This window comes from Neoroseomonas eburnea (assembly GCF_018129005.1).
Taxonomy (GTDB): Bacteria; Pseudomonadota; Alphaproteobacteria; order Acetobacterales; family Acetobacteraceae; genus Neoroseomonas; species Neoroseomonas eburnea.
This window is the reverse complement of sequence record NZ_JAAEDL010000037.1, coordinates 1-18573: the sequence shown is the minus strand read 5'-3', so window position 1 is coordinate 18573 and position 18573 is coordinate 1. Positions and strand designations below refer to the sequence as shown.

General features: G+C 71.2%; 16 protein-coding genes. 10 read left to right on the top strand and 6 right to left on the bottom strand.

Annotated features, from left to right (window positions below):
* Positions 1-75: 75 nt before the first annotated feature.
* The 3 genes from GXW74_RS24465 to GXW74_RS24455 form a co-directional block, all read right to left on the bottom strand.
* Entirely contained in the window at positions 76-1062 is a 987-nt protein-coding gene (locus tag GXW74_RS24465) for a ketopantoate reductase family protein (protein WP_211849215.1), read from the bottom strand.
* The gene (locus GXW74_RS24460) at positions 1059-1847 is read right to left on the bottom strand and encodes a creatininase family protein (protein ID WP_211849214.1); all 789 of its coding nucleotides are present in this window, start codon (positions 1845-1847) and stop codon (positions 1059-1061) included. The genes GXW74_RS24465 and GXW74_RS24460 overlap by 4 nt, the downstream gene beginning before the upstream one ends.
* 153 nt (positions 1848-2000) lie before the next feature.
* The gene (locus tag GXW74_RS24455) at positions 2001-3176 is read right to left on the bottom strand and encodes a M20 metallopeptidase family protein (RefSeq protein ID WP_211849213.1); all 1176 of its coding nucleotides are present in this window, start codon (positions 3174-3176) and stop codon (positions 2001-2003) included.
* 239 nt (positions 3177-3415) lie between these two features.
* Here GXW74_RS24455 and GXW74_RS24450 point away from each other — a divergent pair, with 239 nt between their 5' ends.
* From GXW74_RS24450 to GXW74_RS24410, 9 genes are all read left to right on the top strand, one after another.
* A complete protein-coding gene (locus tag GXW74_RS24450) occupies positions 3416-4285 on the top strand; it encodes a Bug family tripartite tricarboxylate transporter substrate binding protein (RefSeq protein WP_211849212.1) in 870 nt (289 codons plus the stop codon).
* Positions 4286-4333: 48 nt separating this feature from the next.
* Positions 4334-4930, top strand: coding sequence for a tripartite tricarboxylate transporter TctB family protein (locus tag GXW74_RS24445; RefSeq protein WP_211849211.1), 597 nt, complete (start codon positions 4334-4336; stop codon positions 4928-4930).
* An 18-nt stretch (positions 4931-4948) separates the two neighbouring features.
* Positions 4949-6454 carry a tripartite tricarboxylate transporter permease gene (locus GXW74_RS24440; RefSeq protein ID WP_211849210.1) on the top strand — a complete coding sequence of 502 codons (1506 nt, stop codon included), beginning with the start codon at positions 4949-4951 and terminating at the stop codon, positions 6452-6454.
* A 297-nt stretch (positions 6455-6751) separates the two neighbouring features.
* Positions 6752-8173: a mannose-1-phosphate guanylyltransferase/mannose-6-phosphate isomerase gene (locus tag GXW74_RS24435; protein WP_211849209.1), complete on the top strand. Its 1422-nt coding sequence runs from the start codon at positions 6752-6754 to the stop codon at positions 8171-8173.
* A gap of 461 nt (positions 8174-8634) precedes the next feature.
* Positions 8635-8898 carry a hypothetical protein gene (locus GXW74_RS24430; protein ID WP_211849208.1) on the top strand — a complete coding sequence of 88 codons (264 nt, stop codon included), beginning with the start codon at positions 8635-8637 and terminating at the stop codon, positions 8896-8898.
* 96 nt (positions 8899-8994) lie between these two features.
* On the top strand, positions 8995-9978 hold the full coding sequence (locus GXW74_RS24425) for a TRAP transporter substrate-binding protein (protein ID WP_211849207.1): 984 nt from the start codon (positions 8995-8997) through the stop codon (positions 9976-9978).
* A 159-nt stretch (positions 9979-10137) separates the two neighbouring features.
* On the top strand, positions 10138-11136 hold the full coding sequence (locus GXW74_RS24420) for a TRAP transporter substrate-binding protein (RefSeq protein ID WP_211849206.1): 999 nt from the start codon (positions 10138-10140) through the stop codon (positions 11134-11136).
* An 88-nt stretch (positions 11137-11224) separates the two neighbouring features.
* Positions 11225-11764 carry a TRAP transporter small permease gene (locus GXW74_RS24415; RefSeq protein ID WP_211849205.1) on the top strand — a complete coding sequence of 180 codons (540 nt, stop codon included), beginning with the start codon at positions 11225-11227 and terminating at the stop codon, positions 11762-11764.
* Positions 11764-13095 carry a TRAP transporter large permease gene (locus GXW74_RS24410; protein WP_211849204.1) on the top strand — a complete coding sequence of 444 codons (1332 nt, stop codon included), beginning with the start codon at positions 11764-11766 and terminating at the stop codon, positions 13093-13095. Before GXW74_RS24415 ends, GXW74_RS24410 begins: the two co-directional genes overlap by 1 nt.
* A 512-nt stretch (positions 13096-13607) precedes the next feature.
* On the opposite strand, the gene GXW74_RS24405 is transcribed toward GXW74_RS24410, so the two are convergent.
* The gene (locus GXW74_RS24405) at positions 13608-14186 is read right to left on the bottom strand and encodes a DedA family protein (RefSeq protein WP_211849203.1); all 579 of its coding nucleotides are present in this window, start codon (positions 14184-14186) and stop codon (positions 13608-13610) included.
* 135 nt (positions 14187-14321) lie between these two features.
* Positions 14322-14729: a VOC family protein gene (locus tag GXW74_RS24400; protein WP_211849202.1), complete on the bottom strand. Its 408-nt coding sequence runs from the start codon at positions 14727-14729 to the stop codon at positions 14322-14324.
* A 348-nt stretch (positions 14730-15077) separates the two neighbouring features.
* Between GXW74_RS24400 and mscL the strand changes: the two genes are divergently transcribed.
* The gene (gene mscL / locus GXW74_RS24395) at positions 15078-15560 is read left to right on the top strand and encodes a large conductance mechanosensitive channel protein MscL (protein ID WP_211849201.1); all 483 of its coding nucleotides are present in this window, start codon (positions 15078-15080) and stop codon (positions 15558-15560) included.
* 87 nt (positions 15561-15647) lie between these two features.
* On the opposite strand, the gene GXW74_RS24390 is transcribed toward mscL, so the two are convergent.
* Positions 15648-18573: AAA domain-containing protein (locus GXW74_RS24390; RefSeq protein WP_246524048.1), on the bottom strand; the 2926-nt coding region annotated here is incomplete at its 5' end.

The window sequence follows — 18573 nt, the reverse complement described above, 5'->3', positions numbered from 1 at the left end:
GCCCGGCGCCAATGGCCGGCTTCCAAGGGCCCTGTGGCCTTCGGTGGGGAGAGCTTGCGAGGGGCGGAACCCCACTCATGCCGCCGCGTAGAGTCCCGCCGCCCGTGCCGCCTGCGTCGCCAGCCGCGCGCAGAGTTCGAAGGTCGGCATCTCCACCCCCGCCTGGCGCGCCAGGTCGAGCGGCACGGTGCAGAGCGCGTCGATCTCCATCGCCCGGCCGAGTTCCAGGTCCTGCAGGATGGAAGGCTTGTGCGCGATCATGCCCGAGCGGCGGATGCGCGCCTCGGAGGAGGTCGCGAGGTCGTGGCCATAGGCAAGCGCCAGCGCCGCGCCTTCATCGGCGATCCGCACCGCGGCGGCGAAGAGCGCCGGGTCGGCGAGGGTCGTCTTCATGTCGCTGCGCGAGAGGATGCAGAGCGGCCCGCTGGTCAGGTTGCCCATCAGCTTGCCCCAGATGCGGTGGCGGATGTCGGCCACCACCGGGCAGGACATGCCGCCGGCCTCGATGTGGCGCGCGATCATCCGCGCGCGCTCGCTGACGCTGCCGTCGGGCTCGCCGAGGAAGAGCCGGATGTCGGCATGTTCGGAGGTGACGACCCCGGGCTCGGTCACCGCGCTGGCGGAATAGACGACGCCGCCGAGAGTGCGGGCGATGCCGACGCGGTCCTCGATCTCCGCCCCGGGGTCGAGCAGCGGGATGCGCTCGCCCTCGCGCGGGCCGCCGTGGCGGAGGAAGTACCACCAGGGGATGCCGTTGGTGACGAAGGCGACCGGCGTGTCGGGACCGAGCAGCGGCGCGATCGCCCGCGCCGCGACGGGCAGCGCCGGCACCTTGGTGGTGACCAGCACCGCATCCACCGGACCGATCGCGGCCGGGTCGGATTCCGCCTGCACGCGGACATTGTGCACGCCGTCATGGGCGTGCAGCGTGATGCCCTTCTCCCGCACCGCCGCGAGGTGCGGGCCGCGGGCGACGATCGAGACCTCCGCGCCGCCGAGCGCGGCGCGGGTGGCGAGGTGGCTGCCGATGGCGCCGGCGCCGAAGACGCAGATGCGGGTCATGGGGCGTGGTCCCGGAGATGGAGGCACATGGCAGCGCCGGCCGCGACCAGGCGCTGGACGATCTGTTCCCCGTGCGCGGCATTGGCAGCGCGCGGATCGGGGGCGGCGACGCCGCCGGGGGCGACTTCCTCCACCCACATCGGCACGGCGAAATCCACGCCATGCGCGCGGATGGCGCCGAAGCCGGTGGGCGGGGTGCCGAGATAGGGACCCGTCGCCTGCCGCGGCCGGGCGCGCTGCGGCAGGCAGAGCTCGGGGCGGAGATGCAGGGTGACCGAGGCGACCGGATCCCCACCATGGCCGAAGGTTTCGGCCGGGCCGCCGAGCTCGGCGTGGAGCTTGCCGGCCTCCCGCCACAGGTGCAGCGCGGGGATGATGGCGCCGTGGCGGTGGCGGATGGCGCGGGCGGCGGCCTCGGCCGGGGCGATGGTGCCGGCATGGCCGTTGACGATCAGGATCCGCCGCGTGCCGGTGCGCAGGAAGGCCTCGGCCATCTCCTCGATGACGGCGGTGAGCGTCGGGACGGTGAGCGTGATGCCGCCGGCGACGCCGGCGAAGAAATCCTCCCCGCCGAAGGGGATCGCCGGGGCGACCAGGGCATCGGCACCCAGCACCGTCGCGGCGGCGGCGATGCGCCCGGCGATGTCCTCGGCGACCAGGTAGTCGCCCATCGGCAGGGCCGGACCATGGGTCTCGAGGCTGCCCATCGGCAGGATGGCGACGGCGCCCGCGGCGAGCCGGTCGGCCACCTCGGGGGCGGTGAGTTCGGCGATGCGGTGGGTCATGGCAGTTCCCTCTGTCTGGTGGCGGGGGAGGAGAACCTCCCCCGCGCCCCCTCCCTTTTTATGTCCGTTGGGAACTGACGACCGAGGTCCGCCCCCCAAGTGCCGAGGAATGCCCGTCCGGGAGGAGAGGTTCCCTGTTCCCCCCGGCTTCCGTCACGACAGGATATCGAGCGCCGCGCGCGAGAGCGCCTGCACCCCGAGCGCGATGCAGCGCTCATCCGGCTGGTAGAAGGCGTTGTGCAGGCGGTCGTCGCGCCCCGGCGCGCCCGAGCCGATGCGCAGCTGGAACGCCGGCGCATGGGCGGCGAATTCGGCGAAGTCCTCGGCACCCATGGAGGGCTCGCCCGCCTCCGGCGCCACGCCGATCTGGCGCTGCACCGCGGCGATCACGGGTTCCAGCACGCGGTCGTCATTGACCAGCGGCGGCACCTTGCGGGCATAGGTCATCTCGCAGGTCACGCGCATCGAGGTCTGCAGCCCGTCGGCCAGGCGCCGCAACGCGGCCTCGGCGGTGTCGCGCGCGTCGGCATGCAGGGTGCGGACGGTGCCCTTCAGGTGCACGCGCTCGGGGATGATGTTGTAGGTGGTGCCGCCCTGGAACATGCCGACGGTGACGACCGCCGGGTGCAGCGGCTTGATCTCCCGGCTCACGACCGTCTGCGCCTGGGCGACGAAATGCGCCGCGGCGACGATGGGGTCGACGGCGGCATAGGGGTGCGCAGCGTGGCCCGACCTGCCGCGGATGACGAGGTCGAAGCGGTCCGAGGCGGCGAGCGAGGCGCCGCGCACGAAGCCGAAGCTGCCGACCGGCATGTCCGGGTGGTTGTGGAAGCCGATCGCCATGTCGACGCCCTTCGCCGCGCCATCGGCGATCATCGCCGCGGCGCCTTCGAGGACTTCCTCGGCCGGCTGGAACACGAGGCGGACCGTGCCGGCGAGCTGCGGCGCCAGATCCTTCAGAACGGCGGCGACGCCGAGCAGGGTCGCGGTGTGGATGTCGTGGCCGCAGGCGTGCATCTGGCCATCGACGGTCGAGGCGTAGGCGATCCCTGTCTCCTCATGGATCGGCAAGGCGTCCATGTCGGCGCGGATGGCAAGGGTCGGCCCGGGGCGACCGCCCTTGATCTCGCCGACCACGCCGGTGACGCCGACGCCGGTGCGGTGCGGGATGCCGAGCCGCGCGAGTTCCGCCGCCACGATGCCCGCGGTGCGGACCTCCTGGAAGGCGAGTTCGGGGACGCGGTGGATGTCGCGGCGCATCTCGATCAGGTGCGGCGCGACGGCCTCGGTGGCCTCGCGGATTGCGCGCTGCGGGTCGTTGGGGAGCATGATTCCTGTCCCGGTCGTGGATGCGGTGCAACAAGCATAGGTGTCGATGGCCGCGAGGCAAGGCACGCGGCTTGCGGCGCTTAGGGTCGCATGCGATAGGGCGAACCGGGAACTGGGGAGGCACAATGTCCTGGGCGCTCAGCCGGCGAACCATGCTGGCCGGATCAATCCCTGCATGCATCGCAAGCCGCGGCGCTCGGGCGCAGGCGGCCGCATGGCCGTCGCAGCCGATCCGGCTCGTGGTTCCCTTTGCACCGGGCGGCACGACCGACCTCGTCGCGCGTCTGGTCGCGGCGGGGCTGCAGGAACGCCTTGGCGTGTCCGTCATCGTCGAGAACCGCGCCGGCGCCGGGGCCACCCTGGGCAGCGAGCTGGTCGCGCGCGCCGCGCCGGACGGCTACACGCTGGTGATGTCCAACATCGCCAGCCATGCCATCAGCCCGGCTGTCTATCGCAACCGGGTTCGCTACAACGCCGTATCCGACTTCGCGCATATCGCCCTCGTCGTCTCCAACCCGACCGTCTGGGTGGCCAATCCGCGGGCGGGCATCCGCACGCTGCAGGACGCGGCGGCGAAGGCGCGCGGGCCGGGCGGGCTCGATGTCGCGACCTCGGGCGCCGGCTCCTCCAATCACCTCATGGTGGTTCGGATGGGGCAGTTGCTCGGGGTCGAGCTCAACCACATTCCGTTCCGCGGCGCGGGGCCGGCGATGCAGGCGGTGATCGCGGGCCAGGTGCCGATGATGTCGGACAGCCTGCCTTCCTCGGTCGCGCATATCCGGCAGGGCTCGGTCGTTGCGGTGGCGATTGCCTCCGCGCAGCGGCACCCGGCTTTTCCGGAGGTGCCGACCTTCCGCGAACAGGGCTTCGACCTTGCCAGCGATTCATGGTTCGGGCTCTCGGCCCCGGCGGGGACGCCGGCACCGATCGTGGCCCGGCTGAACCGCGAGACGCGCGCCTTTGTCGCCCTGCCGGAGGTCCGCGCACGCTTCGCGGAACTCGGGGGCACGCCGGGCGACCTCACGCCCGAAGGTTACGCGGATTTCGTGCAGCGGGAGGTGGCCCTGTGGGCGCCGCTGGTGCAGGCTGCCGGCGCGACGGCGGACTGAGTCGATGACGATTTCTATTTCTTCGATTTCTGGGGTGGACGGACAGGCATGAAGCTGAACACCAAGGACCTCATCTCCGCGGCGCTCCTGATCGGGTTCGCCGTGGTCGCTCTGTGGCTCAACACGGACCACACGCTAGGCACGGCCCGCCGCATGGGGCCGGGCTACATGCCGATGCTCGCCTTCTGGCTGCTGCTCGGCCTCGGCGTGATCGTGCTGTTGCTGGGCCTCGTCAACGGCCCGGACCCGATCGAGCGGTGGACCGGCGCGGAGATCGGCTTCCTGCTTGCCGGCGCGGTGGCCGGCGTCGCGGCGGGCATGGCCGCCGCCGGGATGTCCGGCTGGGTCGCCGCGGGTTGGAACCCGCTCGGCATCGGGCTTTTCGTGGGCTGCATGGTGGTCAGCGTGGTGAAGTCCTGGCGACCGCTCTTCCTGATCAGCGCGGCCTTCTCGCTGTTCGGACTGATCCTCGAGCCACTGGGGCTGATGCTCGCGATCGGCCTGTCCGTGATCCTCTCCGCCTTCGCCGATGAGACGCACACGCCCAAAGGTGTGGCCGGACTCGTGGTGTTCCTCTGCGCGCTGTGCTGGGCGGTGTTCATCTACGAGCTCGACATTCGCGTGCCGGTCTGGCCGCAGTTCTGAGGCAGGGGAACCGGAACGATGGATCTTTTCGCCAATCTCGCGCACGGCTTCTCCGTCGCGCTCACGCTCAACAACCTGCTCTTTTGCTTCATCGGCTGCATCATCGGCACGGCGATCGGCGTGCTGCCGGGCATCGGCCCGGTGGCGACGATCTCCCTGCTGCTGCCGATCACCTTCGGCCAGCCCGCCACCACCGCGATCATCATGCTCGCCGGCATCTACTATGGCGCGCAGTACGGCGGTTCCACCACGGCGATCCTGCTCAACCTGCCGGGTGAGGTCAGTTCGGTCGTCACGACACTCGAGGGCTACAAGATGGCCCGGCGCGGGCGCGCCGGCGCGGCGCTGACGGTCGCGGCGCTCGGGTCCTTCTTCGCCGGTTCGGTGGCGACCATCCTGGTCGCGGCCTCCGGCCCGCTGCTGACGCAGGTGGCGCTGTCCTTCGGGCCGGCGGACTACTTCTCGCTGATGCTGCTCGGCCTGGTGATCTCCGCCGTGCTCGCGCAGGGCTCGGTGGTGAAGTCGATCGGCATGGTGGTGTTCGGCGTCTCCCTCGGCATGGTCGGCACCGACGTGCAGACCGGCCAGCAGCGCTTCACCTTCGGCATCCCGGAACTGTCGGACGGCGTCGGCTTCGTCTCGATCGCCATGGGCATGTTCGGCATCGCCGAGATCATCCTCAACCTCGAACGCCCCGAGGCGCGGTCGGTCATGTCGGGCAAGGTCGGCAGCCTGATGATGACGCGCGAGGAGTTCCGCCGCGCCGTGCCCGCCGTGCTGCGCGGCACGACCGTCGGTTCGCTGCTCGGCATCCTGCCGGGCGGTGGCGCGGCGCTGTCCTCGTTCGGCTCCTACATGATGGAGCGGAAGGTCTCGAGGGGCCGGCACGAGTTCGGCAACGGCGCGATCGAGGGCGTGGCGGGCCCCGAGGCGGCGAACAACGCCGCGTCGCAGACCTCCTTCATCCCGCTGCTGACGCTCGGCATTCCGGCCAATGCGGTGATGGCGCTGATGGTCGGCGCGCTGATCATCCAGGGCATCCAGCCGGGCCCGCGCATGGTGGAAGCGCAGCCGGACCTGTTCTGGGGCCTGATCGCCTCCATGTGGATCGGCAACCTGATGCTGCTGGTCATCAACCTGCCGATGATCGGCATGTGGGTGAAGCTGCTCGCGGTGCCCTACCGCTACATGTACCCCTCGATCATGGTGTTCTGCGCGATCGGCGTGTACTCGCTGCAGAACAACGTGTTCGACGTCTACCAGACGGTGGTCTTCGGCATCTTCGGCTATCTCTGCTCCAAGCTGCGGCTGGAGGCGGCGCCGATGCTGATCGGCTTCGTGCTCGGCCCGATGATGGAGGAGCACCTGCGCCGCGCCATGCTGCTGTCCCGCGGCGACCCGATGGTGTTCGTCGAGCGCCCGATCAGCGCCGTCATGCTCGGCATCGCCGCCGTCGCGCTGATCGCGATGCTCATGCCCAATGTCCGCAAGGGCAAGGACGCGGCGCTGGCGGAAGGCGGCTGAACGGCGCGCCGGCCGGACGGTTGGCGCCGAATTGGGAAGGCGGGTTCCGAAAGGGGCCCGCCTTCTGCTTTTTCCGTCCGCCGCAGACACCCGCCCGGCAACCGCCATTCCCCAGGCGGCCCGGGCCGGCACCTCAGGACGCCGATGAAGTCCCCGCGGGTCCGGGGGCGCGCACGCCCCCGGCGGGGGTCCAGGGGGCGGCCCCCCCCCCTGGCCGCCTCCCCTCCCTCTCGCCTTCCCTTTGCCGCCATTGCTGTGCATGGTCCGGTTTCATTCCGCGACAGATCCTCGGGCAACATGACCGCGACCAGCACCGACATCCTTCCCGTCATCCTGTCCGGCGGCACGGGCACGCGGCTTTGGCCGCTCTCCCGCGAGGGCTATCCGAAGCAGTTCTGGCCCCTGGCCTCCGATCGCCCGATGCTGGCCGAGACCGCGGCGCGCGCGGAGGGTGCCGGCTTCCTCCCGCCCATGGCGGTGTGCAACGAGGCGCACCGCTTCCTGGTCGCCGAGCAGCTTCGCGGCCGCAATGCCCGCATCGTGCTGGAGCCCGCCGGGCGCAACAGTGCGCCGGCCATCGCCGCCGCCGCGCTGCTCGCCGAGGAAGCGAACCCGGGCACGGTCATGTGGATCATGGCGGCCGATTCGGCGATCTCCGACGTGCCGGCGCTGCATGCCGCGCTCGGCCAGGCGGCGGCCGCCGCGCGCGCCGGGCGCATCGTCACCTTCGGCATGCGGCCGACCGCGCCCGAGACCGGCTACGGCTACATCGAGGCCGGCGACGACCTGCCGGGCCTGGCGGGGGTGCGCGCCATCGCACGCTTCGTCGAGAAGCCTGATGCGGCGCGGGCCGCGGAGTTCGTCGCCGGCGGCCGGCATCTGTGGAATTCGGGGATGTTCGTCGCCACCGCATCGACGCTGCTCTCGGAACTCGAACGCCATGCGCCGGAGCTGCTGCACAAGGTCCGCCTCGCAGTCGAGGGCGCGAAGCGGGACATGGACTTCGTGCGCCTGGCGCCGGAGCCCTTCGCCGCCGCGCCGTCCATCAGCATCGACTACGCGGTGATGGAACGGACGCAGCATGCCGCCGTGGTCTCCGCCTCGATCGGCTGGTCGGACATCGGCTCCTGGGCCGCGTTGTGGGAGATCAGCGCCAAGGACGCCGCCGGCAATGCCGCCGAGGGTCCGGTCGAGATCGTCGAGTCGCGCAACTGCTACGTGCGCAGCGAGGGGATGGTCACCGGCATTGTCGGCCTCGACGACGCCGTGGTGGTGGTGACCGACGACGCGGTGCTGGCGATGCACCGCGACCGCGCGCAGGACGTGAAGAAGCTGGTGGACGCGCTGAAGGCGAAGGGCCGCAAGGAAGCGACCGAGCATCGCCGCGCCTACCGGCCCTGGGGCCACTATGAGGGCCTGATCATGGGCGACCGCTTCCAGGTGAAGAAGATCCAGGTGCGCCCCGGGGCGAAGCTGTCCCTGCAGAAGCACTTCCACCGTGCGGAGCATTGGGTGGTGGTTTCCGGCACGGCGATCGTGCGGCGCGATGCGGAGGAAATCCTGCTGCGCGAGAATGAGAGCGTCTATCTCCCGCTCGGTTGCGTGCACCGGATGGAGAACCCGGGGATCATCCCGCTGGTGCTGATCGAGGTGCAGTCGGGCTCGTATCTCGGCGAGGACGACATCGTTCGCTACGAGGATACCTATGGCCGGGCATGACGCCCGGCCATAAGCGATCTCGTGCCTCAGGCGCCGGCGCGCGCATCCGCGCGCTTGGCTTGCGCGCCATGAACTGTCGCGCCGGCGGTGACGGTCCGTCCGGGCGCGGTCGCGCCGTGCGCTCCCGGCCTGGGGCAGGGCCTCGGGCCGCGCTTTTTTCCCGCTCCTCAGGCGCCGGCGCGCGCATCCGCGCGCTTGGCTTGCGCGCCATGCACTGTCGCGCCGGCGGTGACGGTCCGGCCGGGCGCGGTCGCGCCGTGCGCTCCCGGCCCGAGGCAGGGCCTCGGGCCGCCTGCGGTCTGCGGTCTGCGGTCTGCGGTCTGCGGTCTGCGGTCTGCGGTCTGCGGTCTGCGGTCTGCGGTCTGCGTACGCAGTGGCCGCGAACTTGATCCGGCGCAAGGCATGGCGCGCGAAGGCGCGGAAAATGGCGCCACAAGCGACACGGCAGGAAAGGCCCGCTCATGAATCATCGCCACCGCAAGGTGCTCCACGCCATCTTCGCCCACCCGGTCAGCGCCAATATCGACCCGAAGGCAGTCCAGGCGGTGTTCGAGGAACTCGGCGCGGAACTCGCCCACACGGGATCGGGCCGCGTCGGCGTGAAGCTCAACGGCCACGCCCACGCCTTCCACGATTCGCGGCACAGCCTGTCGAAGGACGAAGTCGTCGAGATCCGGCAATTCCTCACCCAGGCCGGCGTCGATCCCGCCGCCTTCCCCGAATGAGCGCCGCGCCGGGTTGCGTGATCGGCGCAATCCTGGCCTAACCTTTCCCGACGTCGCGGCGCGAGCGCCGCGGCGGAGGGAGAGGACGACTACACCATGACGCTCCATCGCCGCGCCCTGCTGGGCGCCGCCGGGCTCGCCGCCCTGGCCCCCGCCACCGCCCGCGCCCAGACGCGCTGGCAGATGGCCACCGCCTACGCCGACGGCAACCTGCACACACGCAACATCCGCAGCTTCCTCCAGGAAGTCGAGCAGGCGGCGAATGGGCGACTGTCCATCCAGCTTCATTCCAACGGCGCGCTGCTGCGCATGCCGGAGATCAAGCGCGGCGTGCAGACCGGCCAGGTGCAGCTCGGCGAGATCCTGCTCACCGCCTACGCGAACGAGGACCCGCTCTTCGACGCCGACGCGCTGCCGCAGCTCGTCACCAATTTCCAGCAGGCCAAGCGCCTGTCCGACCTGCAGAAGCCGTTCATCGAGGCGCGCTTCGCCCGCCAGGGGCTGAGCCTGCTTTACATGGTGCCCTGGCCGGCGGCCGGGCTCTACGCGCAGCAGGTGGTGACCAGCCTCGAACAGCTCCGCGGGTCGCGCTTCCGCACCTACTCGCCGATGACGAACCGCTTCGCGCAGCTCATCGGCGCGCAGCCGACGCTGGTGCAGAGCGCGGAACTCGCGCAGGCCTTCGCCACCGGCGTGGTGCAGGCGCAGGTCACTTCGGCCGCCACCGGCGTCGACACCCAGGCCTGGGACTATGCCCGCGTCTTCACTCCGCTCGGCTTCACCATGACGAAGAACGCCGTCTTCGTCTCCCGCCGCGCGCTGGAAGGCCTGCCGCGCGACCTGCAGGAAGCGATCCGCGCCGCCGCGGCGCGCGCGGAGCAACGCGGCTACGAGCTCTCCGAGGCTGCGCAGCGCGAGACCGAGGCGACGCTCGCTGCTCGCGGCATGCAGGTGACGCAGCCCTCGCAGCAGCTCCTCGACGATTGCGCCCGGGTCGGCCGCACCATGGCGGATGAGTGGGTGCAGCGGGCAGGCGACGACGGGCGCAGGCTGCTCGAGCAGTACCGGGCGGCTGGCTGACGCCACCGGGCTGCGCATGCGGCGGGCAGAACTGTCCACCGCGGCCCAGCATGCGGGCAGCATGGGCCGCAGGTGGCGCCGCACGCGTCATCGGCCCCTTGCGCCTGCCCATGCCCGGCGAGGAAGATGCGCCCGCCAAGAACAAGAGGGGGCTTCAGCATGCCTATCCTTCGCCGCCGCGGGCTGCTCGCGGCATCGGGCGGCCTGGCGGCCGCCGCCATCGCCCCGGGGGGCGCCCGCGCCCAGACCCGCTGGCAGGTTGCGACCGCCTATCCCGACGGCAACTTCCACACGCGCAACATGCGCGCCTTCGTCGACCAGGTGCAGGCCACCACCGGCGGGCGGCTGCAGATCCAGCTGCATTCCAACGCCTCCCTCCTCCGCATGCCGGAAATCAAGCGCGGCGTGCAGACCGGCCAGGTGCAGATCGGCGAGATCCTGCTCTCGGCCTATGGCAACGAGGATCCGTTCTTCGAGGTCGACAGCGTGCCGATGCTGGTCACCAGCACGGCGATGGCGCGCAAGCTCGCGGAACTGCAGAAATCCTACGTCGAGGCGCGTCTGAACCGGCAGGGCCTGTCGCTGCTCTACTGGGTGCCGTGGCCGCCCTCGGGCCTCTACACCAACGCGCCGGTCGAAAGCGTGGACACGCTGCGCGGGACGAAGATGCGCACCTTCAATGCGCTGACCAATCGTTTCGCAACGCTGTGCGGCGCGACGCCGACGCTGGTGCAGCAGGCCGAGGTGCCGCAGGCCTTCGCGACCGGCGTGGTCAACGTGATGGTCACCTCGGCGGCGACAGGCGTCGACGTGCAGGCCTGGGATTTCTGCCGCGTCTTCACGCCGATCGGCTTCACACGCACGAAGAATGCGATCTTCGTGCGCCAGCGCGATCTCGCCGCCCTGCCGGCCGATGTGCAGGCGGCGATCCGCAGCGCGGCGGCAGCCGCCGAAACGCGCGGATGGGATGCCTCGGACGCGGAGACGGTCAGCCAGCAGGCCACGCTCGCCACGCGCGGCATGACCGTGCAGCAGCCGACACCCGCCTTGATGCAGGGTCTGATGCGCATCGGCGCGACCCAGGTCGACGAATGGGTGGCCAAGGCGGGCGACGAGGGCAAGCGCCTGATCGACGCCTACCGCGCGGCCATCGCATGATCCCGGCGGGGCCCTGGGGGGCCCCGCCCCCCGACAGGACGGAAACACCAGGCATGAACTTCCCGCCCCACTCCCGGCAGGCGGCAGCATGAACCCGCTGCGCCACGCGCTCGATGCGCTCTACCTCGCAGGCGGCGTGCTGGGCGGCGTCGCGCTCGCCGCGATCGGCGGCATCATCGCGGCGCAGGTGATCGGACGGCAGTTCGGCGCGACCGTGCTCGGCGCCGACGACCTCACGGCCTTCTCGGTCGCCGCCTCGGCGACGCTGCCGCTGGCCTATGCCTTCCGCCACGGGGCGCATATCCGCGTCGACCTCATCATCGGCCATCTGCACGGCGTGGCGCGCTTCATCATGGAGACGCTGGCGCTGCTGATCACCGCCGCGCTCTGCGTCTTCTTCGCCTATGCGATGCTCGACCTCGCCTCCGACAGCTTCGAGTTCGAGGACGTGGCGCAGGGTTCCGTCGCCTGGAAGCTCTGGGTGCCGCAGGGGCTGGTCGGCATCGGCGTGGCGATCTTCGCCGTCTGCCTGATCGACGACCTCATCGTGCACCTGACCGGTGGCACGCCTTCCTATCGCAGGGCCGCCGAGGCCTCGGCGCTCGAGCGCGCGGGGGAGGAACTCTGATGGAACTCGCCCAGACCGAAGCCGGGCTGCTGCTGCTCGGCCTGCTCTTCCTCTTCCTCGGCCTCGGCATCTGGATCGGGCTTGCGCTCGCTCTGGTGGGGCTGGCCGGCATCGTCGTGCTGCCGATGCTGATCCCCGCCATGCCCACCTTCCCGGCCGAGAAGGTGATGGGCACGGCGATCTGGCAATCGCTCGCCTCCTGGACGCTCGCCGCCCTGCCGCTCTTCATCTGGATGGGCGAGATCCTGTTTCGCACGAGGCTGTCGGAGGACATGTTCCGCGGCCTCGCGCCCTGGGTGCAGCGGTTGCCCGGGCGGCTGATGCATGTGAACGTCATCGGCTGCGGCATCTTCGCCGCCGTCTCCGGGTCTTCCGCTGCCACGGCGGCAACGATCGGCAAGATGTCGCTGCCGGCGCTGAAGCAGCGCGGCTACCACCAGCCCATGGCGATCGGCAGCCTGGCCGGCGCGGGAACGCTCGGGCTGCTGATCCCGCCGTCCATCGTCATGATCGTCTATGGCGTGGCGGCAGAGGTCTCGATCGTCCGGCTGTTCATCGCCGGCGTGCTGCCGGGCATCATGCTGATGGTGCTGTTCAGCGGCTATATCGCCGTCTGGTCGCTGATGAACCCGAAGCTGACGCCGGAAGCGGACCCGCCGATGCCCTTCATGAAGAAGGTGCGGGAGAGCGGGCAACTCATCCCCGTGGTGCTGCTGATCGCCTTCGTGATGGGCAGCATCTACCTCGGCTGGGCGACGGCGACCGAGGCCGCGGTCTTCGGCGTGATCGGCGCGCTGGCGCTGTCGGCCTGGGGCGGCTCGCTGTCCTGGAAGTCCTTCACCGACAGCCTGATGGGCGCGGTGCGCCTGTCCTGCATGATCAACCTGATCCTGGCGGGCGCGGCCTTCCTGACCCAGGCCATGGCCTATTCCGGCATCCCGGCGGCGATGGCGGCCTGGGTCGGCGCCCAGGGCTTCAGTCCCTACATGATCATCGCTTGCCTGACCGTGATCTACCTGATCCTCGGCTGCTTCATCGACGGCATCAGCATGATCGTGCTGACCGTGTCTGTGGTGCTGCCGATCATCCAGAGCACCGGCTTCGACCTGGTGTGGTTCGGCATCTTCATCGTGCTGGTGGTGGAGATGGCGCAGATCACCCCGCCGGTCGGCTTCAACCTGTTCGTGCTGCAAGGGCTGACAGGCAAGGGGATCTTCGAAGTGACGCGCTGCACTCTGCCCTTCTTCGTCCTGTTGGTGGTCGGCGTCGCGATCGTCACGGTCTTCCCGGCCATCGTCACCTGGTTGCCGCAGACCGCGCTGGCAAGGTGAAAGACGGATCGGGATTGCGCCGAAGGGCGCATTCCCGGTGCCGGCGCCGGGATCGCACCCTGGCGCCGCATCTCCAGCAGCCCGCGGGCCGCGGCTTCGGTCAGCCGGCGTCCTCCTGCCACGCCTGCGTCGATCGCAGACGCCCCCCCTTCGGCAGAACCTCCGGGAATCTCCGCCTGCACGCCTGATCCCGACGGCCGCTCTTCGCGACCGTTGGCATGAGCCCTTTCGAGCTCTCGGGCGCAGGGCGCAAACCTCCGGTTTGCTTGGCTTCGCCGGACCACCGGCGGGCCGCGTTCCGGATCCCCAGTCACCTTGCAAGGCAAGGTGACTGGGTGCGCGTCGCGGCCTCGGCATGAGTCAGGAACTCGTGCCGCTGGCATGATGCTGCCGATATGGGATCCGTATGCGTCGGGTGGCGCCGCGCCGTCTTCCGCGCGCACCGCCCGGGGTCACCCGCCCCCCGCCAGTCGGGGACTCTCATGCCGGGTCAGCCGGAAGGGCGGCCGGCATCAGCCCGGCGCGACGCCCTGGGCCGCGCGGCGGCCCCGCATACGTCCTCGGAAGTGCCGGATGATGAAGAAGGTCAGGGCCAGCGCGGCAATGCCCGCGATGCACCAGAACAGCCGCTCCACCCCGAGCCAGGCGCCGAGGTACCAGCCCGCGGCGACGAAGCTGCTCGCCCATATACCGGCGGCGATGAAGTTGAGCACCGCGAAGCGCGCGCGGTTGTAGCCGGCCAGGCCGCAGACCACCGAGGCGACGTTGCGGATGCCGTAGAGGAAGCGGAAGGAGAGGATGAACAGCGTGCCGTAGCGCTCGAGCAGCGCATTCGCCTTTTCGACCCGCGGCTGGGATCCCGGGCAGCGGCGCAGGATGGCCGGGCCGTAGCGACGGCCGAGATAGAACCAGGTCTGGTCCCCCAGATAGGACCCGATCCACACGGCTCCGAGGAGAAGCCAGGGGTCGACAATGCCCAAGGTCGCGCCGAGCGCCGACGCGGCCAGGACGAACGTCTCTCCCTCGAAGAACGCCCAAATGGCAGCGAAGAGATACGCATAATCGCCCCATTCGGCCCAGAACTCGGCCAAGCGCTGAAGTCTCCCTGGTTCGTTACCCAGCACACTGCCCTGTCGCGGGCCGCAGGGGAATGGGTATCCGGTGCAATTGGCTCATGACGCTCAGAGACCGTTTGCGAATGCCGGCACCGGCCCGCGCCGCACGGATCACCCATCCGCCGCCGGCCAGTCCGGCCGCTCGAAGCGCTGGATCTCGAGGGTGTAGCCCGCCGGGTCGCGGAAGAAGAAGGAGGTGACGCGATAGGCCTCCGAATGCCGGGGCGCCGAGGCGATCTCGACACCCTTCGCCGCCAGCCGCGCGTGCCAGCCCTCGACATCCTGCACGACGAAGGTGACGACCGCGCCGCCCTCGACGCGCGGGTCGTCGCTGACCCGCGCCGCCCGCGCGCGGCACACCCCGAGGAAGGCGCGCGATCCGGGCGCGATCTCGTAGATCCGGCAGGTGCCCTGGTCCTGCGCCAGCGGCAGGCCGAGCACCTCCTCGTAGAAGCGCCAGCACGCCTCGGGCGCCTCGGCATAGAGGAAGGTCACGTGCTGATCGAAGGGGCCCGGCATGCGGCGAGCATGGCGCCGGGCGCGGCTGACGCCAACCGCATTGCCGCCACTGGCGGCACGGCGGGGCCGTCCCGGGCTGCGGATGCTTGCCTGGCCGATCCGCAACGGGCCGACAGCCGGAACCTCGTCGCGCTCACCGGCCGGCCGCGAAAGCGCCGTTCGGCGCAATCCCCCGCGGCCTCCCGGGCGGGACATCGCCCATCTGCGCGCAGGGCACGCGCCCGCGCGCCGCCCGATCGCGCCGCGCGGCGCAGGGGCCGTGCCGCCGGGGTCGGTACGGGGCTGGAAAGCCGCTTGCCGGCGCGGGATGATCGCGGCAGCGCCGCCAACCGGAAGGGACCACACCGCATGAGTGACCTCACCAACAAGATCACCAGCCAGATCCCCATCAAGGAACCGGCCTGGATCAAGGAATTCAAGGCCTTCATCATGCGCGGCAACGTCATCGACCTCGCCGTCGGCGTGGTGATCGGCGCCGCCTTCACCGCCATCGTCACCTCGCTCGTCGAGGACCTGATCAACCCGATCCTCGGCATCATCCTCGGCGGCATCGACTTCTCGAACCTGTTCATCGTGCTGTTCGGGGAACGCAGGCCGTCGCTCGAACTGACGCGGCAGGGCGGGGCCTCGGTGCTCGCACTCGGGTCCTTCCTCAACGCCATCATCAAGTTCGTCATCGTCGGACTGGCGATCTTCTGGCTGCTGAAGATCCTGTCGAAGCTCAGCCTGTCGGTGAACCAGGCGAAGGGGCCCTCGCCGACGGAGACGCTGCTCGCCGAGATCCGCGACGAGTTGAAGGCGCAGCGTGGGGCGCCGCCACCGGCGGGCTGAAGAAAGGGCGGGGGAGGAGAACCTCCCCCCGCTCCCCCCTCCCTTCCTTGTCGTTTGGGGACTGACGGCGGAAGGGGGCACCCGGAGCTAAGATAGGCGGATGGTGCCGGCGCCGACCAGGGCGGCGACCCGCGCCGCGACAGCCACCTGCGCGGCGGCGTCGAGGCCCAGGACCGCGTGGATCGCCTGCGCAAGCTCGGGCTCCGTCATGGCGGGGCGCACCGCCAGCAGGGCCTGCGCGGCCGCGGCGATCTCGGCCGGCGGCACGGCGGCGGCACGGCGGAGATGTGCGGCGGCGGCACGCCGGTCGCGCGGCACGACCTTCGTCACGGGCGTCATCAGGACGCCGGCCGCCTCCGTCACGCCGTGCCGTGCCTTCGCGATCGGCATCGCCTGCCGCAGCGCGTCCTTCTCCTTCGCGGTCAGCGCCTCCCTGCCCGCCAGCAGACGCAGGCGCTCGGCCAGGCTGTCCGCGGTGATCGGCGCCTCGACGGCGACGATCTCGCCGATGATGCCGGCCAGCGTCGCGGCAGGGAGCTCCGCGAGCGGCGGGTCGGCCGGCAGCGCCGGCGCGGCCTCGCGATAGGGTTCGGCGAGGCCCGGCTCGGGCGACGGCGGGGGCGGCGCGGCCTCCGCGGCGGGGGCGGCGGCGGGGGCGGCACCAAGGGCGGACTTCACCTTCGCCGCCTCGGCCTCCGGCTGCGCATACCAGGCGAGCGACCAGGCGCGCGACAGCTTCCAGCCCATCATTTCCAGCGCCGCAGGGCGGCCCCGCTCGCGGTCCCGCGCGCAGCGCAGCGCCGCCCAGTCGCCGGCATCGGCCTCGATGCCGAGTTCGTAGCCCTGCTCGCCGCGCGCCGCGACATCGAGGAACAGGCCCGCGAGGCCGACATGCGGCACCGGTTCCTTGCCGGCTTCGCGCACCGCCTCGGCGATCGCCTCGGCGATGGCGCTGCCGGTCGCCTCACCGCCTGCGCGCGGCGCGGCCGCCGGACCGGCGGCAAAGGCGAGGAAGGTCTTCAGCGCCGCGACGCCGCGCCCCGATGCGCGCTCGAGGTCGATGTCGTCGGCGCCGATGCCCGAGAAGACGACGCAGCGCTTCTTCGCGCGCGTGATCAGCACGTTGAGCCGCCGCTCGCCGCCCTCGGCGCTCAGCGGCCCGAAGCGCATCGCGAGCCGGCCGTCCTTGTCGCGGCCATAGCCGACCGAGATCATGATCGCGTCGCGCTCGTCGCCCTGCACGTTCTCGAGGTTCTTGACGAAGAAGGGCTCGTCCGCGTGCGCGGCGAAGAAGGCGTCGGCGGAGGGATCGGCGCGGCGGGCGGCCTCGACCGCATCCATGATCGCATCGCGCTGCCTGATCGAGAAGGCCGCGACGCCGAGCGTGTCGTCCGGCGTCTCCTTCGCATGGCGCATCACCGCCTCGGCGACGGCCTGCGCTTCGGCGCGGTTGACGCCCTCGCCCGTTTCCCAGGCGCCATCGACGCGCACCAGGGACAGGCCGAGTTCGGCCGAACGCGGGCGCGGGCTCGGCAGCACGAGGAGGCGGTTCTCGTAGAATTCCTGGTTGGACGTCGCGATCAGGCTCTCGTGCCGGCTGCGGTAGTGCCAGCGCAGCAGCGCATGCGGCACGCCGCGCGCGTTGCACAGGCCGAGGATGGATTCGACATCGCGCGCGGCGACCGCATCGGGCGCGTCCTCCGGCGCGGTGTCGTCCTCCTCCCCGGTCATGCGCTGGAAGAAGCGGGTGGGGGGCATCTGGCGGTCGTCGCCGACCACCACCACCTGGCGGCTGCGGGCGATGGCACCGAGCGCATCGACGGGTTCGACCTGCGAGGCCTCGTCGATCACCAGCAGGTCGAAGGACAGGCCGGGGCGCAGCCCGTGCGGCGGCGCCAGGAACTGCGCCACGCTCAGCGGGCTCATCATGAAGATCGGCTTGGCCGCCTGCACCGCGGGCGAGGCCCGCAGGAGCAATTCGCGGACCGGCAGGTGGCCGCGCTTCTTCTCCATCTCGCCGCGGATCACCGTCATGCCGGCCATGCCGTCGCGCACCTGCTTGACGCGGTCGGCATGGGCGCGGGAGGCCTCGGCGCGGGCCAGGCCGATGCGGGCGCGGTCGGCCTCGCGGAACTCCGTGACCAGCCGGTCATAGGCGCCGGCGTCGAAGGCGGCGAGATCGGGGTACTGCGCGCTGGCGGCGCGCAGCAGGCCCTCATGCAGGGCGTAGGCGAAGGCGTCCTCGGCGGCCTCGGGCGCAAGGCGGCCGTCCTGCAGGCGCTGCACCACGGGGTCGAGGCCCTGGGCTTCCGCCAGCGCTCGGCGCCAGCCCTGCCAGAGCGGCAGCGCCTCCGGCCGGCCGGCCCATTCGCCGAGCCTGTCGGCCAGCGTCGCGAAGGCGGGGTCGGCGGTGCCGAAGGCGGCGACGGGATCGAGGCCGGTCGCCTGCTTCAGCTCCTCCCACGCCGTGGCGCCGGCCTCCAGCACGGCGGCATCGGCGGCGGGCGCGGCCTCGGCGAGCGCGGCGGCGGCCTGCGCCCCGTGCTTCTGGCGCCAGAGGATCAGTGCGGACATGACGGAGGGATCGGTGTCCTCGCCGTGCCACAGGCTGCCGAAGGCGGCGCTGCCGAGCGCATTGCCGCTGCGCACGCGCTGCTGCGCGGCCTGGCCGGCAATGGCGGCCTCCAGCGCGGCGAGCGGATCGGCGCCGTCGCGCGCGACGCGCGCCGCGACCTCCTGCGCCGCGCGGCGGCCGGAACTGAGGAAGCCGAAGAAGCCGCCGGACGCGGCCAACGTGGCGCGCGCCTCCTCCAGCCCGCCGACGTCGAGCGCACCGGGCTTCAGCCGCGGGTCCCGCTTCGCGATGGCGAGTTTCGCCACTGCCTCGGTCAAGGCGACCAGCGGGGCGGGGTCGGCGCGCCAGGCGGCGCTGGCCATCGCCGCCTTGTCGTGCGCCGGCGCCTCCCGCAGCGCGGCGGCGGAGCGCAGCCGCGCGGCGACCGAGGCCGGTCCG

Coding starts and splice junctions, on each gene's coding strand:
- GXW74_RS24465 (WP_211849215.1), bottom strand. CDS start 1,062: ATGACCCGCATCTGCGTCTTCGGCGCCGGCGCCATCGGCAGCCACCTC.
- GXW74_RS24460 (WP_211849214.1), bottom strand. CDS start 1,847: ATGACCCACCGCATCGCCGAACTCACCGCCCCCGAGGTGGCCGACCGG.
- GXW74_RS24455 (WP_211849213.1), bottom strand. CDS start 3,176: ATGCTCCCCAACGACCCGCAGCGCGCAATCCGCGAGGCCACCGAGGCC.
- GXW74_RS24445 (WP_211849211.1), top strand. CDS start 4,334: ATGAAGCTGAACACCAAGGACCTCATCTCCGCGGCGCTCCTGATCGGG.
- GXW74_RS24440 (WP_211849210.1), top strand. CDS start 4,949: ATGGATCTTTTCGCCAATCTCGCGCACGGCTTCTCCGTCGCGCTCACG.
- GXW74_RS24435 (WP_211849209.1), top strand. CDS start 6,752: ATGACCGCGACCAGCACCGACATCCTTCCCGTCATCCTGTCCGGCGGC.
- GXW74_RS24430 (WP_211849208.1), top strand. CDS start 8,635: ATGAATCATCGCCACCGCAAGGTGCTCCACGCCATCTTCGCCCACCCG.
- GXW74_RS24425 (WP_211849207.1), top strand. CDS start 8,995: ATGACGCTCCATCGCCGCGCCCTGCTGGGCGCCGCCGGGCTCGCCGCC.
- GXW74_RS24420 (WP_211849206.1), top strand. CDS start 10,138: ATGCCTATCCTTCGCCGCCGCGGGCTGCTCGCGGCATCGGGCGGCCTG.
- GXW74_RS24415 (WP_211849205.1), top strand. CDS start 11,225: ATGAACCCGCTGCGCCACGCGCTCGATGCGCTCTACCTCGCAGGCGGC.
- GXW74_RS24410 (WP_211849204.1), top strand. CDS start 11,764: ATGGAACTCGCCCAGACCGAAGCCGGGCTGCTGCTGCTCGGCCTGCTC.
- GXW74_RS24400 (WP_211849202.1), bottom strand. CDS start 14,729: ATGCCGGGCCCCTTCGATCAGCACGTGACCTTCCTCTATGCCGAGGCG.
- mscL (WP_211849201.1), top strand. CDS start 15,078: ATGAGTGACCTCACCAACAAGATCACCAGCCAGATCCCCATCAAGGAA.